The following is an 18,203-nucleotide window of genomic DNA, read 5'->3' as shown; positions in this document are numbered from 1 at the left end:
GAGGAGAAACTTTATCTGTTTCTCCTCTTAATTGTTCGCCCAGCACGAACGTATTCTAACGGGTGTAAGTCCCCAACGCGCCCTAACAGCGGGAAGCGTCCAGCCAACGACAAGGGTGTTCATCGCGAGGTGTAATCTGAAGGAAGTCTTCGGCAAAGATCTGGCCTGACGAACAGAAACTTGATACCAAGGCTCACGAGTGTGGATTAGTTTGCAATACAAAACAAAGTCCGATAGCTGTTCGGAACACTTGGAGTAAATCAAGCAGGTATAAGATTGAAAGAATACGTCCATAACTGGGGAGATCTCACGGGCGAGGTCATCCGAGCAGTAACAACGAACCGTGAGAAGTCAGCAGAGGTCATAGTAACCGGGAAGGGAAAAAAACATCGACAACCTGGTGAAGGACTGAACTTTAATTAAACTGGAATTATTACATTATTACCAAATGGAAGAAACAATGCAGCAAACAACAGAATCTGTTGGCTGCCATCAGATGAATAGGACGGAATCCGAAGGGTATGATGGAGCGCAGACTTTTATGAGGATAATAGGTGAAAACCTAGTGGAAGTGCAGATAGGCACAACCAATTTGTTGGAACTTATCCTGAGTCCCGAAAACTTAAATCGATCTTATCGGCAAGTAATAGGGAATGACGGATCCGGAGGTGTCGATAAGATGGGAACGAGCGAACTGTTGCCATACCTAAACCTCCACAAAGACGAATTGATAGAGCAGCTACTAAAGGGTAAGTACCGGCCCAATCCGGTCCGTCGTGTCGATATCCCCAAGGACAACGGCAAGGCACGTCAACTCGGTATCCCTACGGTTGTTGACCGGTTCATCCAACAGGCTATAAGCCAAGTGTTGATACCGATATACGAACGAGAGTTCAATGACAACAGTTTTGGCTTCCGCCCAAACCGCAGCGCCCACGATGCGCTGAAGCGGGTGCAGGAATATGCAGACAATGGGTATCATTACTGCATAAACCTTGACTTGGAACGATTCTTCGATACAGTAAACCATAGCAAGCTGATAGAGGTGTTGTCACGGACAATCAAAGATGGACGGGTAATTTCACTTATCCATCACTATCTCAAAGCCGGCGTAATGGTTGCTCATAAGTATGAATCAACCGAGGAGGGAGTTCCTCAAGGGGGTCCGTTAAGCCCGATTCTAAGCAATATCTTGCTGAATGAGCTTGATAAAGAGTTGTCTCGCCGAGGTCATCCATTTGTACGCTACGCAGACGATTGTCTGATTTTGGTTAAAAGCAAGCGAGCCACAGAACGAGTACGAGACAGTATATCCACCTATTTAGAGAAGAAACTCTTCCTTAAAGTGAATATGGAAAAGACCATCATTGGAGATGTTCGAGGCATGAAATACCTTGGCTACTCATTCTACTGAAGGTCCAAAGGCAAGTGCGGTCTACGCACCCACCGTACAAGTCAAGAAAAGTTCAAACGCACGCTCAAACAAATAACCAAACGAAACAATGGAAAAGGTTATGCATGGCTAAAGCAACGATTGTCACAATACGTACGAGGCTGGCTAACTTACTACCGTTTAGCAGACATGAACCAATTTATCCAAAAGACGGATGGTTGGTATCGTCGCAGGCTAAGGACGTATATATGGAAGAGTTGGAAGAAAATCAGCACGAAGTCACATAATCTCCAGAAATGTGGTATAAACAAACATCAGGCTTGGCAATGGGCTAATACCCGTAAAGGATACTGGCACATAGCCAACAGCTGGGTGCTGCATCGGGCAATTACAGATGAGAGTCTAGACCGAGCAGGTTATCCACAAATAATGAGATTATATCGCCGTCTGCATCGTAATTAAAGAACCGCCGTATGCCGAACGGCATGTACGGTGGTGGGAGAGGTCGGAAAACAAAAGTAGGAAGAAAACTACTTTTGTTTTCCTCCTACTCGATTATGCAGATGTCAATTTATTAAATCAATTCTACACTCCGTTTGATAAATCGGCTGAGTGCTTCACCCTTCAACATACCATTTGAAAGCAGAGCAAGGTCGATAAGCTGACTTACCTTCTTGTTTTCTGCAGCATAGGTTGCCAGGATTGAGTTGTAATTGCTGGTTAATTCTTCTATCTTTTTACGGGTATTTTCCAGATCCTCTTTTTCTGAAGCTGCAATTTCTTCATCCTTCTTATCTTTTTGTTTGGCTTGCAAATCGGCTTCGCGGGCTTCCCATCCTTTTTTGTCGGCCATAATCGGATTGAGTTTTTCCGCACAAGCTTCTTCTTCTTCCTTTACTACCTCCTTAATTAAGGAATGGTCTGTATTTAATACCAGATTGTAGCTATCTGGCAGCTCTCCGTAAAACGACATACCCGGTTGCATAGCAGCCATTTCACGCATACGACGCATGTATTCGCTTTGAGTAATCATTACCGGATTAACGTTTTCGCCCAATGCTTCGAACGTAACGATGAATTCCGCCTTTTCCATCTTGGGAAGCTGACTTCTGAAGATTTCCTGAAGGGCATTTTGTTGTTCGGCCGACAGATGAACCTTGCCTGCATCGTCTTTGCGTATCAGGTTATCTACCGTATCACTGTCTACACGAACAAAACGACTCTTTTCGAATTTCTGTTCAAGCTGACTAATCACATGCACATCCAATTGACCATCCATATGCAATACATTATATCCTTTGTCTTTCGCCGCCTGGATGTAGCTGTATTGGTCGTCTTTATTGTTTGTATACAGATAAATAGTGTTGCCTTCTTTGTCGGTCTGATTTTCTTTAATCAGGGTTTTGTATTCCTCGAAAGTAAAACTCTTACCGTCAACATCTTTCAATAGAGCAAACTTTGCACCACGATCATAGAATTTTTCGTCGCTCAGCATACCATACTGGATAAACAGTTTAAGGTTATCCCATTTTTCTTCAAACTGTGCTCTGTCTGATTTAAAAATCTCTTCCAGACGATCGGCCACTTTCTTCGTGATGTGGTTAGATATCTTCTTAACATTGGAATCGCTCTGCAGATAAGAACGTGAAACGTTTAATGGAATATCCGGCGAATCAATCACACCATGCAGCAATGTAAGGAATTCAGGAACAATGCCTTCTACCGAGTCGGTTACAAATACCTGATTGCAGTACAATTGAATCTTGTTACGGTGCAACTCCATATTATTCTTTATTTTCGGGAAATAAAGGATACCGGTCAGATTAAACGGATAATCTACATTGAGGTGGATCCAGAACAGAGGTTCGTCCGACATAGGATAAAGATCTCTGTAGAATTTCTTGTAATCTTCGTCTTTAAGGTCGGCCGGCTTACGAACCCACGCAGGTAATACGTCATTAATAACGTTATCTTCTGCCGTGTCTACATACTTTCCGTCTTTCCATTCCTGTTTCTTTCCAAATGCAATTGGCACAGGTAGGAACTTACAATATTTAGTAAGTAATCCATTAATCTTATCTTTATTCAGGAAATCTCTGTTTTCATCATCTATATAGAGAATGATGTCTGTACCTCTGTCGGCTTTCTCAGTCTCTTCCAATGTATATTCCGGCGAACCGTCGCAACTCCATTTCATTGGTACAGCACCTTCTTTGTAGGATTTAGTAACGATTTCAACCTTTTTGGAAACCATAAAGGACGAATAAAATCCTAATCCGAAGTGACCGATAATGGCAGCTTTATCGTCTTTATATTTTTCAAGAAACTCCTCCGCACTGGAAAAAGCAATCTGATTTATATATTTTTCGATCTCTTCGGCAGTCATACCTATACCGCGGTCGGAGATGGTGATTGTATTATCATCAAACGCAACACGAACTGTTACATCTCCCAATTCTCCTTTAAATTCACCTACAGAAGAGAGTGTTTTAAGTTTTTGAGTAGCATCTACCGCATTTGAAACAAGTTCGCGTAAAAAGATTTCATGATCGCTGTAAAGAAATTTCTTAATTACCGGAAAGATGTTATCCGTAGTAACACCTATGTGACCAACTTTTGCCATAATTAATAATTTATTAATGTTATGTATTTTATTAAGTTCAAATTAGTTGCAGAATACTGATTCCGCTGTTTTCTGAAATGCAAAAAAAATGCCAAAACCTGTATATGCCATATTGACCACTGTTTGTGCCAATTTTTCAAATTTACGACATAAAAAAGCCGGACAAACTTGCCCGGCTTTTAAAGTAGGAGAGGAATGTTATCTAATTATTCCTTATTCTTTTTCTTTCTTAATTTGTGTTGTGATTTTCTGCTCTTCTTTATCGAAGTCCACTAATATAGTGTCGCCTTCGCTAACGGTAGCTCGAATAATCATTTCGGCCATTTCATCTTCCAGGTACTTCTGGATTGAACGTTTAAGGGGACGTGCTCCAAATTGTACGTCGTATCCCTTTGAGGCAATAAAATCTTTTGCTTCGTCTGTAAGAACCAGCTGATAACCAATGTTATTAACCCGTTTGTATAACCCTTCGAGTTCAATGTCGATAATTTTATGGATAGAATCTTTATCCAGCGGATCAAACATTACAACATCGTCGATACGATTTAAAAATTCCGGAGCAAAAGCTTTGTTCAGAGCTTTTTGAATTACACTTCTTGAAAAGTCCTTTTCTGAAGTACCAGCAAGTTGCTGAGTGTTGAAACCTACACCATGGCCAAACTCTTTAAGTTGTCTTGTTCCAATGTTTGAAGTCAGAATCAGGATTGTATTCTTAAAATCAATTTGTCTGCCTAAACTGTCAGTCAGCCTTCCTTCGTCTAAAACCTGAAGTAATAGATTGAATACATCCGGATGTGCTTTTTCAATTTCATCCAGCAACACTACCGAGTAAGGTTTTCTGCGAACTTTTTCAGTAAGCTGACCACCTTCTTCGTATCCTACATATCCCGGAGGAGCTCCTATCAGTCGTGAAACCGCAAATTTCTCCAGGTATTCGCTCATGTCGATGCGGATTAGGGCGTCTGACGAGTCAAACAGGTATTCGGCAAGCTTCTTTGCAAGGTATGTTTTACCTACACCGGTTGGACCCAGGAACATAAATGTACCGATCGGCTTGTTAGGATCTTTCAGCCCAACTCTGTTGCGTTGAATTGCTTTAACCACCTTCTGTACAGCATCATCCTGACCTACAACTTTGCTTTTCAGTATCTCGGCCATTTCGATCAGCTTCAGATTTTCAGCTTTAGCAATCCGTTGAACCGGTACACCAGACATCATGGCAATCACCTCGGCTACCTTATCTTCATCCACCGTTTCACGGCTTTCGTGAAGCTCTTCTTCCCAGCGTGTTTTAGCAGCCTCCAGCTGAAGCAGGTACTGACGCTCTTTGTCCCTAAAGCTGGCAGCCAATTCGAAATTCTGAGACTTTACTGCAGCAACCTTTTCTGCCTTAGTCTCCTCAATCTTCTTTTCAAGATCTTCGATACTTTTGGGCACCACTATGTTGGAGATGTGAACACGCGAACCAGCTTCGTCCAGGGCATCAATTGCCTTGTCGGGGAAGTTTCGGTCACTTATGTATCTGTCTGTGAGTGTTACACAAGCTTTGAGAGCCTCGGGTGTATAAATTACGTTGTGATGCTCTTCATACCTGTCTTTTATGTTTTGAAGTATCTGAAGAGTTTCGTCTGCTGTTGTAGGATCTACAATAATCTTCTGGAAACGTCTTTCCAACGCACCGTCCTTCTCAATATTCTTTCTGTATTCATCCAGGGTTGTTGCTCCGATACATTGAATTTCGCCTCTTGCCAATGCCGGCTTCAGCATATTGGCGGCATCCATGGATCCGGATGCTGCTCCGGCACCAACCAAGGTATGAATTTCGTCTATAAAAAGAATGATATTGGGATTTTTAGACAATTCATTTAATATAGCCTTGATACGCTCTTCAAACTGTCCACGATATTTTGTTCCGGCAACTACAGATGCCATATCGAGGCTAATTACCCGTTTGTCGAACAAAATACGAGATACTTTTCTTTGAACAATGCGCAAAGCCAATCCTTCTACAATAGCTGATTTACCAACACCTGGTTCACCTATCAGAACAGGGTTGTTCTTTTTTCTTCTGCTCAGAATCTGAGCCAGACGCTCGATTTCTTTTTCTCGGCCAACGATGGGATCCAATCTGTTTTCCATGGCAGCCCTGGTCATGTCTGAACCAAAGTTATCTAAAACAGGTGTATCGTTTGGTGATTTAGGTTGAGCAGATCCCTGAGCACCTCCGGAAGATCGGCCGGATTCTTTCTTTCCTCCAAAATTATCATCGTCTTCGTCGTCGTCATCATCAGTATATCCATCCCTGATTTCATCCGATTCTTCTTCCAGTCTCTTCATCCCGGTTCCGTTAACCAGCATATTGTACACAGTGCGGTAATCGACATTTTCCTCCAAAAGGACAGATGCTGCCGTATTGTTTGCATCTTTGAGTATTGCCAGCAACAGATGTTCTGTTCCGGTTTCGGTCTTTTTAAAGAGCTTTGCCTCCAGCATACTCATTCGTAATACCCGTTCTGTTTCTTTTGTCACTGCGATTTCGCTGTGATCAAAGCTGTCATCGAAGGAGTTTTTAAGGTTTTGTTCTATCTTCTTCTTTAGAAGCGACAAGTTGACGTCTAATTCGGCCAGAGTGTCATACGCAATACCATTGCCATCACGTAGTATGCCAAGCATCAAATGCTCCGGACCGATGTAACTGCTCTGCAGCCTGACAGCCTCCTCGCGGCTGTACTGTAGTACATCAAACAGTCTTTTTGTATAATTATTCTTCATATATTTTAATGTAATGCGTTTTGCAAAAATAACAATCTATTTGAACATTCAATCAAAATCTATGCCATTAATCCCCAATAATTGTTGAAAAGACTCAAATAGTAATTTTTCACATTAAAAGCTTTCGTAGTATGCGGAAAACCCTTACCTTAGTGCAATTTTTCAGAGTTCTGATAAAGCGTGTAATTAATATAAATCTAAATGGTTGATCAAGACAGAATTATTAAGATTAACATAGAAGACGAGATGAAATCGGCTTACATTGACTATTCAATGTCTGTTATCGTTTCACGTGCTCTTCCGGATGTTAGGGATGGTTTTAAACCAGTTCACCGCCGTGTACTGTTTGGGATGAATGAATTGGGTAATACCTCCGATAAACCTTATAAAAAATCTGCAAGAATTGTTGGGGAAGTTTTAGGTAAGTATCACCCTCATGGTGATTCATCTGTGTATTTTGCCATGGTTCGTATGGCTCAGTCATGGTCTTTGAGGTATCCTTTGGTGGATGGTCAGGGTAACTTTGGTTCGATAGACGGCGACAGTCCGGCTGCTATGCGTTATACGGAAGCCCGTTTAAGCAAAATGGCCGAAGAAATGCTGCGTGATATTGACAAAGATACCGTAGATTTTCAGCTGAACTTTGACGATACCCTGAAAGAGCCTACTGTATTGCCTACGCGTATTCCTAATTTACTTGTAAATGGTGGATCCGGTATTGCTGTAGGTATGGCAACCAACATGCCTCCTCATAACATGAGTGAGGTTATTGATGGTACGATCGCTTACATTGATGCAAAAGGTGAAATTGAAATCGAAGGCCTCATGCAGTATATTAAAGCTCCTGATTTTCCTACAGGTGCCTATATATATGGATATGCCGGAGTGAAAGACGCCTTCGAAACAGGGAAAGGCCGTGTAGTAATGAGGGGTAAGGCTGAAATTGAACACGAGCACAACCATGATAAAATTGTCATCACTGAAATCCCTTATCTGGTTAACAAGGCAGAGCTGATCAAACATATTGCCGATCTTGTTGGCGAAAAGCGTCTTGAGGGTATTTCCAACGTAAACGACGAATCAGACCGTTCGGGTATGCGTATCGTTGTGGATGTTAAGCGTGATGCCAATGCAAGTGTAGTATTAAATAAGCTTTATAAGCTTACTGCATTGCAATCTTCATTCAGTGTGAATAATATCGCCCTTGTAAAAGGAAGACCGGAAACACTGAATCTGAAGCAGATGATAGGTTATTTTGTTGAGCATCGTCACGAAGTGGTGATTCGCAGAACAAAATATGAACTAAAAAAAGCAGAAGAGAGAGCTCATATTCTTGAAGGATTAATCATTGCATCCGATAATATTGATGAAGTAATTGCCATCATAAAGACTTCAAAGAGTCCGAATGAAGCGATTGAACGTTTGATGTCTCGTTTTGCATTGAGCGAAATACAATCCAGAGCTATTGTTGACATGCGTCTGCGTCAGCTTACAGGACTTGAACAAGATAAGCTTCGTGCGGAATTTGAAGAAATTGAGAAGTTAATTGCTTACTTAAATGAAATTCTTTCCAACGAGGATGTTTGTATGCAAGTGGTAAAGGATGAATTACAGGAAATTAAAGATAAATACGGTGATGCTCGTAAAACAGAAATCGTATATGCATCTGAAGAACTTAATCCGGAAGACTTCTATTCGGACGATGAGATGATTATTACCATCTCTCATATGGGATATATCAAACGTACCCCATTGAGCGAATTCCGTGCTCAAAACAGAGGCGGAGTAGGAGCTAAGGGCTCTGAAACCAGGGATGCCGACTTTGTGGAGTATATTTATCCGGCTTCAATGCACGCAACCATGATGTTCTTTACTGCAAAAGGTAAGTGTTATTGGTTAAAGGTATACGATATACCGGAAGGAACAAAGAATTCGAAAGGTCGTGCCATTCAGAATTTATTGAACATCGAAGCGGGTGATAAGGTAAATGCCTTCGTTAGAGTGAAACGTCTGACTTCAGACATCGACTTTATCAATTCTCATTATCTGTTGTTCTGTACAAAGAAAGGTGTTATCAAGAAAACATTGCTGGAAGCTTATTCCCGTCCTCGTCAAAATGGGGTAAATGCAATTACCTTACATGAAGACGACGGACTGATCCAGGTAAGGATGACAAATGGTAACAATGAAGTTGTTATTGCTAACCGCAACGGTAGAGCCATTCGATTCCACGAAAGTGCAGTGAGAGTAATGGGACGTACAGCTGCAGGTGTTAGAGGTATGACTCTTGATGAGAACGATCATACGGATGAAGTTGTTGGAATGGTTTGTATGAAAGACAACGAGAACGAAACCATCCTTGTTGTTTCTGAACAAGGATATGGTAAACGTTCTAATATTGACGATTATCGTATAACCAACCGAGGTGGTAAGGGTGTTAAAACAATCAATATTACTGATAAAACGGGTAAATTGGTTGACATCAAGAATGTAACGGATGATAACGACCTGATGATTATAAATAAATCGGGTATCACTATTCGGATGAAAGTATCTGATTTAAATGTTATAGGCCGTGCAACTCAAGGTGTTCGTCTGATAAATCTTGAGAAACGAAATGATGAAATTGCTTCTGTTTGTAAAGTTATGTCTGATCCGGACGAAATAGACGACACAGATGAAGCAGACACTACAGAAAATGAAAATGCCAGCGAATTGTTAAACCAGGGAGAACTTTTTGAAAATGAAAGTTTTGAGGATACAGATACTCCCGAGCAATTTGAAGAGCAATAATTCTAATATATTTAAAACCTAAAAGGAATATAAATTTCAAATTAAAATCGCAATGAAAAGAGTATTATTAACAGTAGCTCTATGTGTGGCAGCATCGGCTTCCTTCGCACAAAAAAAAGACGTGAATACGGCTCAGAGTATCGCGAAGGGAACCAACCCTGATTTCACAGAGGCACGCAACCTTGTAAAGGGAGCATTGACAAATGCTGAATCTAAAGACGATGCCAAGACTTGGTTTGTGGCTGGGTTTGTAGAGAATCAACAGTTCGATGCTGAGAGAACAAAGCAGATATTGGGACAAAAACCAAACGAACCGGTAATGTATGAAGCTTTGTTGAATATCCTTCCTTATTTTGAAAAGGCTTATACGTTGGATAATCAGCCTAATGAAAAGGGTAAAGTTAAACCTAAGTTTGTAAAGGACATCAAAGGTATATTAGGTGCTAACCACATTTATTATATCAATGGTGGTGCTTACTATTTCGATCAGAAGGATTATAAGAAAGCGTATTCATTCTTTGATCAATATCTGAAAATATCAGATTTGGATATGTTTAAAGGCGAACCTGTTGCTGCCAGAGATTCAAACTTTATGACAGTTCAATTCTATGCTGCAGTTGCTGCAACACAGATGGAAGACAAAAAATTAGCTGTTGAATCATTGGAAAGAGCAAAAGCTTTTGATTACAGAAGAAATGATGTTTATCAGTACCTTTGCTACGAGTACGAACAGGCTAAAGATACAGTGAATCTTGAAAAAACACTAGAGGAAGGTCTTAACCTGTTTCCTGAAGAACAATATTACTTGTTGAGCCTTATCAACAACTATATCTATTCAAACAGAAACGAAAAGGCAATCGAGTATTTGAATACAGCTATTGCTAAGACTCCTAATAATGCACAGCTTTACGATGTAATGGGCCGTGTATATGAAACTGGATTGAAAGACTATACAAAGGCTGAAGAATCATTCAAAAAAGCGTTGGAAATTGATCCAAACTATACAGATGCTCTTTCTAACTTAGGTCGTGTTTTCTATAACCAAGGTGTAAATAAACAAGGTGAAGCAAACATGATTAATGATACTAAGAAATATCAACAAGAACTTGCTGTTGCAAAGGATTTCTTCAAGAAAGCTCTTCCATATTTTGAAAAAGCGCATCAGATGAAACCTGAAGAATCAGAATATATGATCGCATTAAGAGGAATATATTACAACCTTGATATGGGTGATAAATTAAAAGAAATTGAAGCTAAAATGAATGGTAATTGATTCATTTGATTTAATTGAAAAAAGACCTTGAATAAATATTCAAGGTCTTTTTTTATAGACTAAAATTCAGAAATAAATTGTTAATCTTCTAAATCTCCATTAAGCATCTGACCTGCTATTCTTGCTGCATCTGCTACATACATCGTGCATGGACGGGTTTGGTAATATTTTTTTGTCCTTAATGAAGGTGCAGGATCTGTCGCAGGGTTATGATCAGGCATTAAGTCTCTGCAAATAATTGCATTATTTCTGCTCCTAAAAATTTCGGTCATTTTTTGTACCATCGCATAGTTTCTGGTACGTGCGTCCTGGTCCAATGGATCAATTACCGGGTACTTAAATCCGGCAAGCATTGCCATCGCACTTATTGATCCGCAAATTTCTCTCATTCTGCCAACACCGCCGCCAAAAGATACAGTCATATTTTTAGCCATTTCCAAGTCCAGATCAAATACATCTGAATAGGCAAGAAATACTGATTGTGCACAGTTAAAGCCTGACCCAAAATTCTGAACAGCAAGTTTTACCCGCTCTTCAATATCGAAATCTTTAATATTCGTTTTAGTATTCATAGTCTACACAGGCTCTGTCGGCTTTATATGGGCCAATTAGTTCCTTGGCTACAGCTACGTGAGCTGGATGAATTGCATAGGTTTTAACGTCTTCCAATGAATCCAGCTCTGTTGTGAGAATCAAATCCCAGGCTTCGTCTGGATTGCAGTTAAAATCTACCCGAATAAGACGAAGTACGTCTATTACATCAATCAATGATTCCAATCCAGACTTAATAGCCTGCATTTTTTCCAATTTCTCGGCAGGAGAGGTGAACTCCTTTAATTTGAACATCACAATATGTCTTACCATGGTTATATATATAAATTACATTTGTTCATCTAAATAAGAATCTTTATATCCCAGGAAATAGAGAATCCCGTCAAGTCCGATTGTGGAAATCGATTGCTTTGCATTGGCTTTTACTTTAGGTTTGGCATGAAAAGCAATACCTAGTCCTGCAATACTTATCATAGGCAGGTCATTTGCTCCATCACCTACAGCTACAGTCTGACGTAGATCTACATTTTCTACCTGAGCAATCAGCCTGAGTAATTCGGCTTTTCTCTTACCATCAACTATATCTCCAACATGGCGACCTGTAAGTTTTCCATCTATTACTTCCAGATCATTCGCATAAACATAGTCAATATTATATTTTTGTTTTAAATAATTACCAAAATAAGAGAATCCTCCGGAAAGAATTGCAATCTTAAATCCTACTTTTTTCAAGATTCGCATCAATCTGTCAACTCCTTCAGTGATTGGTAGATTCTCTGCAATTTCCTGCATCACAGAAACATCCAGACCTTTAAGAAGGGAACAACGCTGACGGAAACTTTCTGAGAAGTCTATTTCTCCTCTCATTGCAGCTTCAGTAATAGCTCTAACCTGCTCGCCAACACCTGCTCTTTCTGCCAATTCATCTATTACTTCGGTCTCAATCAATGTTGAGTCCATATCGAAGCAAATTAAACGACGCATCCTGCGAAACATACTTTCTTCCTGAAAAGAGATATCAACCTCCAAATCAGAAGATAGTTGCATAAAATAGCGTTGCATCTGTTCACGATCTTTTGGATTTCCTCTAACTGAAAATTCAACACTTGCTTTAGGTGTACGAGCATTCTCATCTAAAGGAATTCGTCCGGTAAGTCTCTTTATATCGTCAATATTCATTCCCTGATCAGCAACAATTCTTGTTACTGCAGCAATTTGACGGGCCGAAAGCTTCCGTGCAACAATTGTAATAATGTAACGGTTTTTACCTTGTAACCTTACCCATTTTTCATATTGTTCTTCGGTAATGGGAGTAAATCGTATATTTACATCTAATTCATAACTTTTAAAAAGTAATTCTTTTAAAATATCTCCCGAATTTCCTTCGTTAGTTTGAAATAAAATACCTAATGATAAGTTGTTGTGTATATCAGCCTGACCGATATCCAAAATCAGAGCATTGTGTCTTGCCAATATCTCAGTAAGGCCTGCAGTTACTCCTGGACGATCCGTACCGTTAATAGTAAGCAATATAAGTTCATCAGTTTTTGCCATGTCTACAATTTTATATGGCAAAGATATAGACTATTTGTAATATTAGCAGTAAACATCGATTAATAAGTCCATACAAAAAAGCAAAAAGCTGTTTATTCTTGATAAACAGCTTTATAGGAAGATAATTAATGTCGCTATTTTTTTACAATTTCATGTATACGAATAGGTTGAGAACTTAACCCTGAAACATAGAGCCTGGTAGCATCCGGATATAAAATACGGGGAAGCTTTATAAAATCGGCACCGCCTTGGTATATTATGTATTTATCTCCATTTAAAGGCATTGCTTCAACTCTGACATATCCGATTACACCCGACAAAAACAAAAGTACTTCGTTTGCTCCTTTACAATCTATTTCCAATAAATTCGGACTACTTAACAATTGAAACGTTTTTAAGTCCTTATCATAAGGTAATAACTCTGGCTTCAGCTTTTCAACTTTATTTGTCTGCAATGTAAAATCCATCAAAAAGAATGTCTGTTCTTTGGGTGAATTATTTATCATTCTTACATATCGAATATCAGGACTTACAATAGCCGACTCCATATCATCTTCATCTTTAGTAACTTTTAATTGATTCCATGTTTTTCCATCTACAGAACTTTCAAATAATCTCCAATTATCGGATGACAGTGGAAGGTTAAGCGATATCGAATTCATTTTTTTATTTGATATTGTTTGAATACCTACATACTCTCCTGGTTTTATTTTGATAGGTTGGAATACAGGAACGATAACTATCTCATCTTCTCTCTCTGAAACAGGTTGGGTTTTAAGTTGCTCTACATTTGAATATATTTGAGAGGAAGAAGATTGCATTTCGTCTTCATGTCGTGCCAGAAGTTCATTTCCTACTTGTTTATATACTTGTTGTATAAATGGCATTATTACCTTTGATGCGGTTTTTACTCCTGGTTGAAAGTCATTCTTATTAAAATTACGATCAACCTCCTGAATACTGTCGAATAAAGCTGTAACCGCCGAATAGTTCTGCCAGGTTGACATTTCATCTTTATTTATCCATGCGTTCGCCATCTCCATTGTTTCTTTTCCTGCATTTCCAACTAATTCAAACTGTCGAAGCCATGGATTAATCTGTCTTATCAGCCTTTTATTTGGAGACTGACTATAAATCATTGTGGGAGCAACAGCCATTTGAGAAAACAATGCATTTAACTGGCTCGCCTCAAATTCCAAATATTTGCCAAGTTTAAATGATTGGGAAAATACATCAATAACCGGCTTAATTTGAACAGATTCGTCTCTTCTGAAGTTATGTCCGTTTGGACCTGGATCGCTATTATGTGCGCAAAACGTGAGAAATGCGATCGGAGCTTCTGGCATACATTGCCTGCAAGCTTCTTCCCACGACTTTTCCGGATCGTATTTTTTTATATTCCACGAATACATAGCAACTCCAAAGATGCCAATCTTGGAAGCCTCCGATTTATCCATTGGATTTGAGACAAAGCCAGTCATTGCATTATCAACATCCTTATCCAGACCGTAAGCCGGCCCCATTAGTAGATGATCTCTTACGTAATCATTTACCGGGAAATTCCACCATATAAATGGATTCCGTTTAATATGGCTTTTCACCCATTGAAGATTTTCTTTTGTTATATCTCCTACAACTTTATCTCCTGTCCACATTACCATTACAGAAGGATCTAATAAATTACCTAATACATCTAGGTAAGCATTTACACCAGTTGAAGATGCCGTTCGATTAAATTCGGTCGGACATAAAAGAAGAGGTTTTACATCACCTTTCTTCTGTACAAACTGAGCATTAATGTAGTTTAATAATCCGGCTTGTTTTTCGGAATTTGTTCCTTCCCCGGCAATATCATCAAAAAATAAGGCAAAGCAACGAACACCTAAAGTATACATACTTTCAAATTTGGATAAAACCGCATTACTGTCGGCTGCATTCCACTTAATATCTCTTCCTGGATTCATAGCCCAAACAAAATCAACTTTGTTCTTAGATGCTTCTGTTAATAGTGCAACAATTTGCTTTGCTTCATCAGCAGGATAGGGTTCTCTCCAAGACGGATATCTATGATAAGGATCATCTTTGGGTCCATAAATGTAAGTGTTGAGTTTTAATTTACCAAAATATCGCAATAACTCAATCCGGTCATCAAAAGACCATGGCTGCCCATAGAATCCTTCTACAATACCTCGGAAATTTATATCCGGATAGTCTGTTATTGTACATGGGTTTAACAATATTTGTCCGCCATCATTACGCTTAACAAGTTGTTTGATTGTTTGTGCAGCATAAAATAAGGACCTTCCATCTACAATTTCAATTAGTATACTTTTGGGTTGGATTGTTAGCCGATAAGCTCCGGAACGCTTTAGTTCCTCTTTTTTATCATTAAGCATGACAATTTTTAACGGAGTACCTTTCTTTTGGGTTGAGATTGGAAGGAATTCCTTAAGCAAAGCAATTGCATCAGCATCAACCGATTTAATCCCTGTTAAGAAGTAACCTGAAGGAATAAATGTTTGTGTCGATATAAGGATTTCTTGTGGAGTTGGGAAAATCTGCACAGGCGAATACTGAGCATGACCTTTCGATGTTAAAAACAACAAAGGTAAGAAGATAAATAGAATAAGCTTTTTCATGACCTGCTGTAAATTAGTTAACGAACTATATGGCGAAAAAAATCATTTGCTTCTCAAGCAAGTATCTAGACATGCGTTATGACAAGAAAAACGCTCACCTATATCATTAAAGAAGTCACGTCATCAACCTTTGCGTTTGATAATATAACAGTTGTAGTGTAGTTGAAAGTTTTGTATTATTTTAAATAAAAAAACAGTTTTTTTTAATAAGCAAATTCTGGATTTATATTCACATCAAATATAATTATAAATTAAATATTGAGAAATTATTTATGTTCTAAATAAGCGGTCGTTAATAATGTTTACGATTTGTTTAATCTATATTTAAGCATAGAGGTCAGAATCATTATTAATAATTCCGACCTCTATAGATTAATACTTTAGGAATACGTTACTTTGTTGTAATCCTAAAGTTTTTTAGGTTAAATATCTGTTCTGATGATGAATCGTTTCTTAAACGAAGATACTTTGCTTTTGGACTAACAGAAAAGGCTTCATTACCGAGCATTAATTCCGTTTTTCCATTTATCTGTTCCCAGGTTTGCCCGTTTTCCGACCACTCCAAACATTGCCAATCCCGTGTTGGAGAGGGTAAATTAAGTTGAGCTTTTGCTATTTTCTTATCAGCGGCAATAAGAATTCCTATATACTCTCCCGGTTTGATTTTAATAGGTTCGAGTAATGGAACTATATTAACATCATTATCAATCGTTTTTATCGGTACCAGTGACAGCTGGTCTATATTTGTGAAGATAATAGATGTAGCCAAATTATTATTTTTACTTAGCTTTAAATCTTCTCCAACTAACCGATATAACTCTATAATGAACGGTTTTAAAACTAAAGAGCCAGTCTTGACTCCAGGTTGCCATTCATTCTGATTGTATTGTTTATCTATGATCTGCATTTTCTCAAGCAATGATGTTAGTTCGGAATAGTACTTTTCAGCATCATTTGTGTTTTTTGATTTCCAGGCACTTGCCATCTTTAGAGAAACGGAACCCGCAAGACCTAAGTGTTCAAATTGTATTAACCAAGGGTCTATTTCTTTTATGAGACTTTCGTTCGTTGATTTTGCCCTTATCGTAGCCGGAGTTTCTGCTATTTGTTTAAACAAACAGGCCAGTACCTCAGATTCTTTTTGAGGAAAGTTATCTTCCGATAGTTCTTTTAAATATTTTTCCACTACAGGTTTGCTTTCGACTGATTCATCTCGACGGTATCTGTGTCCATTAATTCCCGGATCACTGTTGTGATCACAAAATACTTTGAAAGCTTCTGGAGCTTCAGGCATTATTAAGTTACATGCAGCAATCCACTCTTTATTTGAATCATAATCACTTAAATTCCATGCATACATTGCTGCACCAAAAATACCGACTTTGGAAGCTTCAGGTTTGTCCATCGGATTACTAACAAAACCACTCATAGCATCTTTTGCATGGATATCAAGGCCATAGGAGGGGCCCATAAGTAAATGGTCTCTAACATAATCACTGACAGGGAAGTTCCACCAAACAAATGCATTTCGCTTAATTCGTGTATTAACCCAGTTTAAGCCTTCCAATGTAATATCTCCCACAACCCTGTCGCCCGTCCACATTACTAGAATTGAAGGATCAAGCTTTTCTCCCAGAATATCAAGATAGGTATTGGGCTTAGGATTAGACCATGATTTATTGTACTCAGTCGGACACATAATCAGCGGGTTGACATCTTTCTTTATTTTTATAAATTCATTATGGATATAATTAAGTAATCCGGCCTGTTTTTCAGGTTGTGTACCTTCTCCTGAAATGTCATCGAAAAACACGGCAAAAGAGCGAATACCCAAACCATACATCATTTCAAATTTATTCAAAACAGCTATACTATCATTTTTATTCCATTGAATATCTTTTCCTGGATGAATAGCCCATACAAAATCTACTTTATTACGATTTGCTTCGGCAACTAAAGCCTCTATTTGTTTCGCTTCGGCTGCTGGATAGGGTTCACGCCATGAAGGCGAGCTGTGATATGGATCATCTTTTGGCCCGTAGATATAGGTGTTCATCTTTATTTTTCCATAAAATCGTAATTGCTCAATCCGATCATCAAAAGACCATGGGGTTCCGTAAAAACCTTCAACAGTTCCACGGTATGCAACATCTGGATAATCCGTAATCATACAGGGATAAAGTTTTATCTTTCCATCATTTGTCTTCGAAACAAGCTGCTTGATGGTTTGCACTGCATAAAATAGAGAACGGTCATCTTTAATCTCTATGGAGATACTTTTATCAGTAATCTTCAATCGATATGCCCCCGAACGTTGTAATACGGCTTGTTTATCCTTTAATAAGCTAATCTTTATAGGAATTGCTTTTTTAGTGGAGCCAAATGGCAATATCTCTTTTAAAAAAGATATTGCAACAGAATCTACGGATTTAAGACCAGTTATCCTAAAATCTGCTGAAATAAATGGCTGATTTGTGACTTCAATTTCCTGAGGAGTAGGAAATACCCGCGTTGGCATATGTTGTGCACTAAGTTTAGGGCATAGGCACAACAATCCCAACAGTAGAAAAAATTCAAATTTCTTCATCTGTTTCTTGTGTTTGT

General features: G+C 38.8%; 10 protein-coding genes and 1 pseudogene. 3 read left to right on the top strand and 8 right to left on the bottom strand.

Annotation, left to right across the window (positions count from 1 at the left end; genetic code table 11):
- Positions 1-27: 27 nt before the first annotated feature.
- A complete protein-coding gene (locus tag F5613_RS00790) occupies positions 28-294 on the bottom strand; it encodes a hypothetical protein (protein ID WP_179398310.1) in 267 nt (88 codons plus the stop codon).
- Positions 295-448: 154 nt separating this feature from the next.
- Between F5613_RS00790 and ltrA the strand changes: the two are divergent.
- Positions 449-1,855: pseudogene (gene ltrA, locus F5613_RS00785) on the top strand (group II intron reverse transcriptase/maturase).
- Positions 1,856-1,967: 112 nt separating this feature from the next.
- Here the strand turns inward: ltrA and htpG are convergent.
- On the bottom strand, positions 1,968-4,016 hold the full coding sequence (htpG, locus tag F5613_RS00780) for a molecular chaperone HtpG (protein WP_179398309.1): 2,049 nt from the start codon (positions 4,014-4,016) through the stop codon (positions 1,968-1,970).
- Between the two features lie 213 nt (positions 4,017-4,229).
- A complete protein-coding gene (locus tag F5613_RS00775; protein WP_079683228.1) occupies positions 4,230-6,788 on the bottom strand; it encodes an ATP-dependent Clp protease ATP-binding subunit in 2,559 nt (852 codons plus the stop codon).
- Between the two features lie 201 nt (positions 6,789-6,989).
- On the opposite strand from F5613_RS00775, the gene gyrA reads away from it, so the two are divergent.
- Together gyrA and F5613_RS00765 are read left to right on the top strand one after the other, a co-directional pair.
- Positions 6,990-9,581 (top strand): DNA gyrase subunit A, encoded by a 2,592-nt coding sequence (gene gyrA / locus F5613_RS00770; RefSeq protein WP_179398308.1) that lies wholly within the window; start codon positions 6,990-6,992, stop codon positions 9,579-9,581.
- A 52-nt stretch (positions 9,582-9,633) separates the two neighbouring features.
- Positions 9,634-10,854, top strand: a complete 1,221-nt coding sequence (locus F5613_RS00765) for a tetratricopeptide repeat protein (RefSeq protein ID WP_179398307.1) — start codon at positions 9,634-9,636, stop codon at positions 10,852-10,854.
- An 80-nt stretch (positions 10,855-10,934) separates the two neighbouring features.
- On the opposite strand, the gene F5613_RS00760 is transcribed toward F5613_RS00765, so the two are convergent.
- The 5 genes from F5613_RS00760 to F5613_RS00740 form a co-directional block, all read right to left on the bottom strand.
- A complete protein-coding gene (locus tag F5613_RS00760) occupies positions 10,935-11,408 on the bottom strand; it encodes a C-GCAxxG-C-C family protein (protein WP_179398924.1) in 474 nt (157 codons plus the stop codon).
- Positions 11,409-11,415: 7 nt separating this feature from the next.
- A complete protein-coding gene (locus F5613_RS00755) occupies positions 11,416-11,718 on the bottom strand; it encodes a Dabb family protein (protein WP_179398306.1) in 303 nt (100 codons plus the stop codon).
- Positions 11,719-11,733: 15 nt separating this feature from the next.
- The gene (serB, locus tag F5613_RS00750; protein ID WP_079683232.1) at positions 11,734-12,960 is read right to left on the bottom strand and encodes a phosphoserine phosphatase SerB; all 1,227 of its coding nucleotides are present in this window, start codon (positions 12,958-12,960) and stop codon (positions 11,734-11,736) included.
- A 134-nt stretch (positions 12,961-13,094) separates the two neighbouring features.
- Positions 13,095-15,599, bottom strand: coding sequence for a beta-N-acetylglucosaminidase domain-containing protein (locus F5613_RS00745; protein ID WP_179398305.1), 2,505 nt, complete (start codon positions 15,597-15,599; stop codon positions 13,095-13,097).
- A 391-nt stretch (positions 15,600-15,990) separates the two neighbouring features.
- On the bottom strand, positions 15,991-18,186 hold the full coding sequence (locus F5613_RS00740) for a beta-N-acetylglucosaminidase domain-containing protein (protein ID WP_179398304.1): 2,196 nt from the start codon (positions 18,184-18,186) through the stop codon (positions 15,991-15,993).
- Positions 18,187-18,203: the final 17 nt, after the last annotated feature.

This window comes from Macellibacteroides fermentans, from assembly GCF_013409575.1.
Classification (GTDB): domain Bacteria; phylum Bacteroidota; class Bacteroidia; order Bacteroidales; family Tannerellaceae; genus Macellibacteroides; species Macellibacteroides fermentans.
The sequence above is the reverse complement of the archived record's forward strand: the minus strand, read 5'-3'. Positions and strand labels throughout refer to the sequence as shown.

What these genes read in the sequence shown, in the direction of transcription:
- F5613_RS00790 (WP_179398310.1), bottom strand. Translation starts at nt 294, where the DNA reads ATGGACGTATTCTTTCAATCTTATACCTGCTTGATTTACTCCAAGTGT.
- htpG (WP_179398309.1), bottom strand. Translation starts at nt 4,016, where the DNA reads ATGGCAAAAGTTGGTCACATAGGTGTTACTACGGATAACATCTTTCCG.
- F5613_RS00775 (WP_079683228.1), bottom strand. Translation starts at nt 6,788, where the DNA reads ATGAAGAATAATTATACAAAAAGACTGTTTGATGTACTACAGTACAGC.
- gyrA (WP_179398308.1), top strand. Translation starts at nt 6,990, where the DNA reads ATGGTTGATCAAGACAGAATTATTAAGATTAACATAGAAGACGAGATG.
- F5613_RS00765 (WP_179398307.1), top strand. Translation starts at nt 9,634, where the DNA reads ATGAAAAGAGTATTATTAACAGTAGCTCTATGTGTGGCAGCATCGGCT.
- F5613_RS00755 (WP_179398306.1), bottom strand. Translation starts at nt 11,718, where the DNA reads ATGGTAAGACATATTGTGATGTTCAAATTAAAGGAGTTCACCTCTCCT.
- serB (WP_079683232.1), bottom strand. Translation starts at nt 12,960, where the DNA reads ATGGCAAAAACTGATGAACTTATATTGCTTACTATTAACGGTACGGAT.
- F5613_RS00745 (WP_179398305.1), bottom strand. Translation starts at nt 15,599, where the DNA reads ATGAAAAAGCTTATTCTATTTATCTTCTTACCTTTGTTGTTTTTAACA.
- F5613_RS00740 (WP_179398304.1), bottom strand. Translation starts at nt 18,186, where the DNA reads ATGAAGAAATTTGAATTTTTTCTACTGTTGGGATTGTTGTGCCTATGC.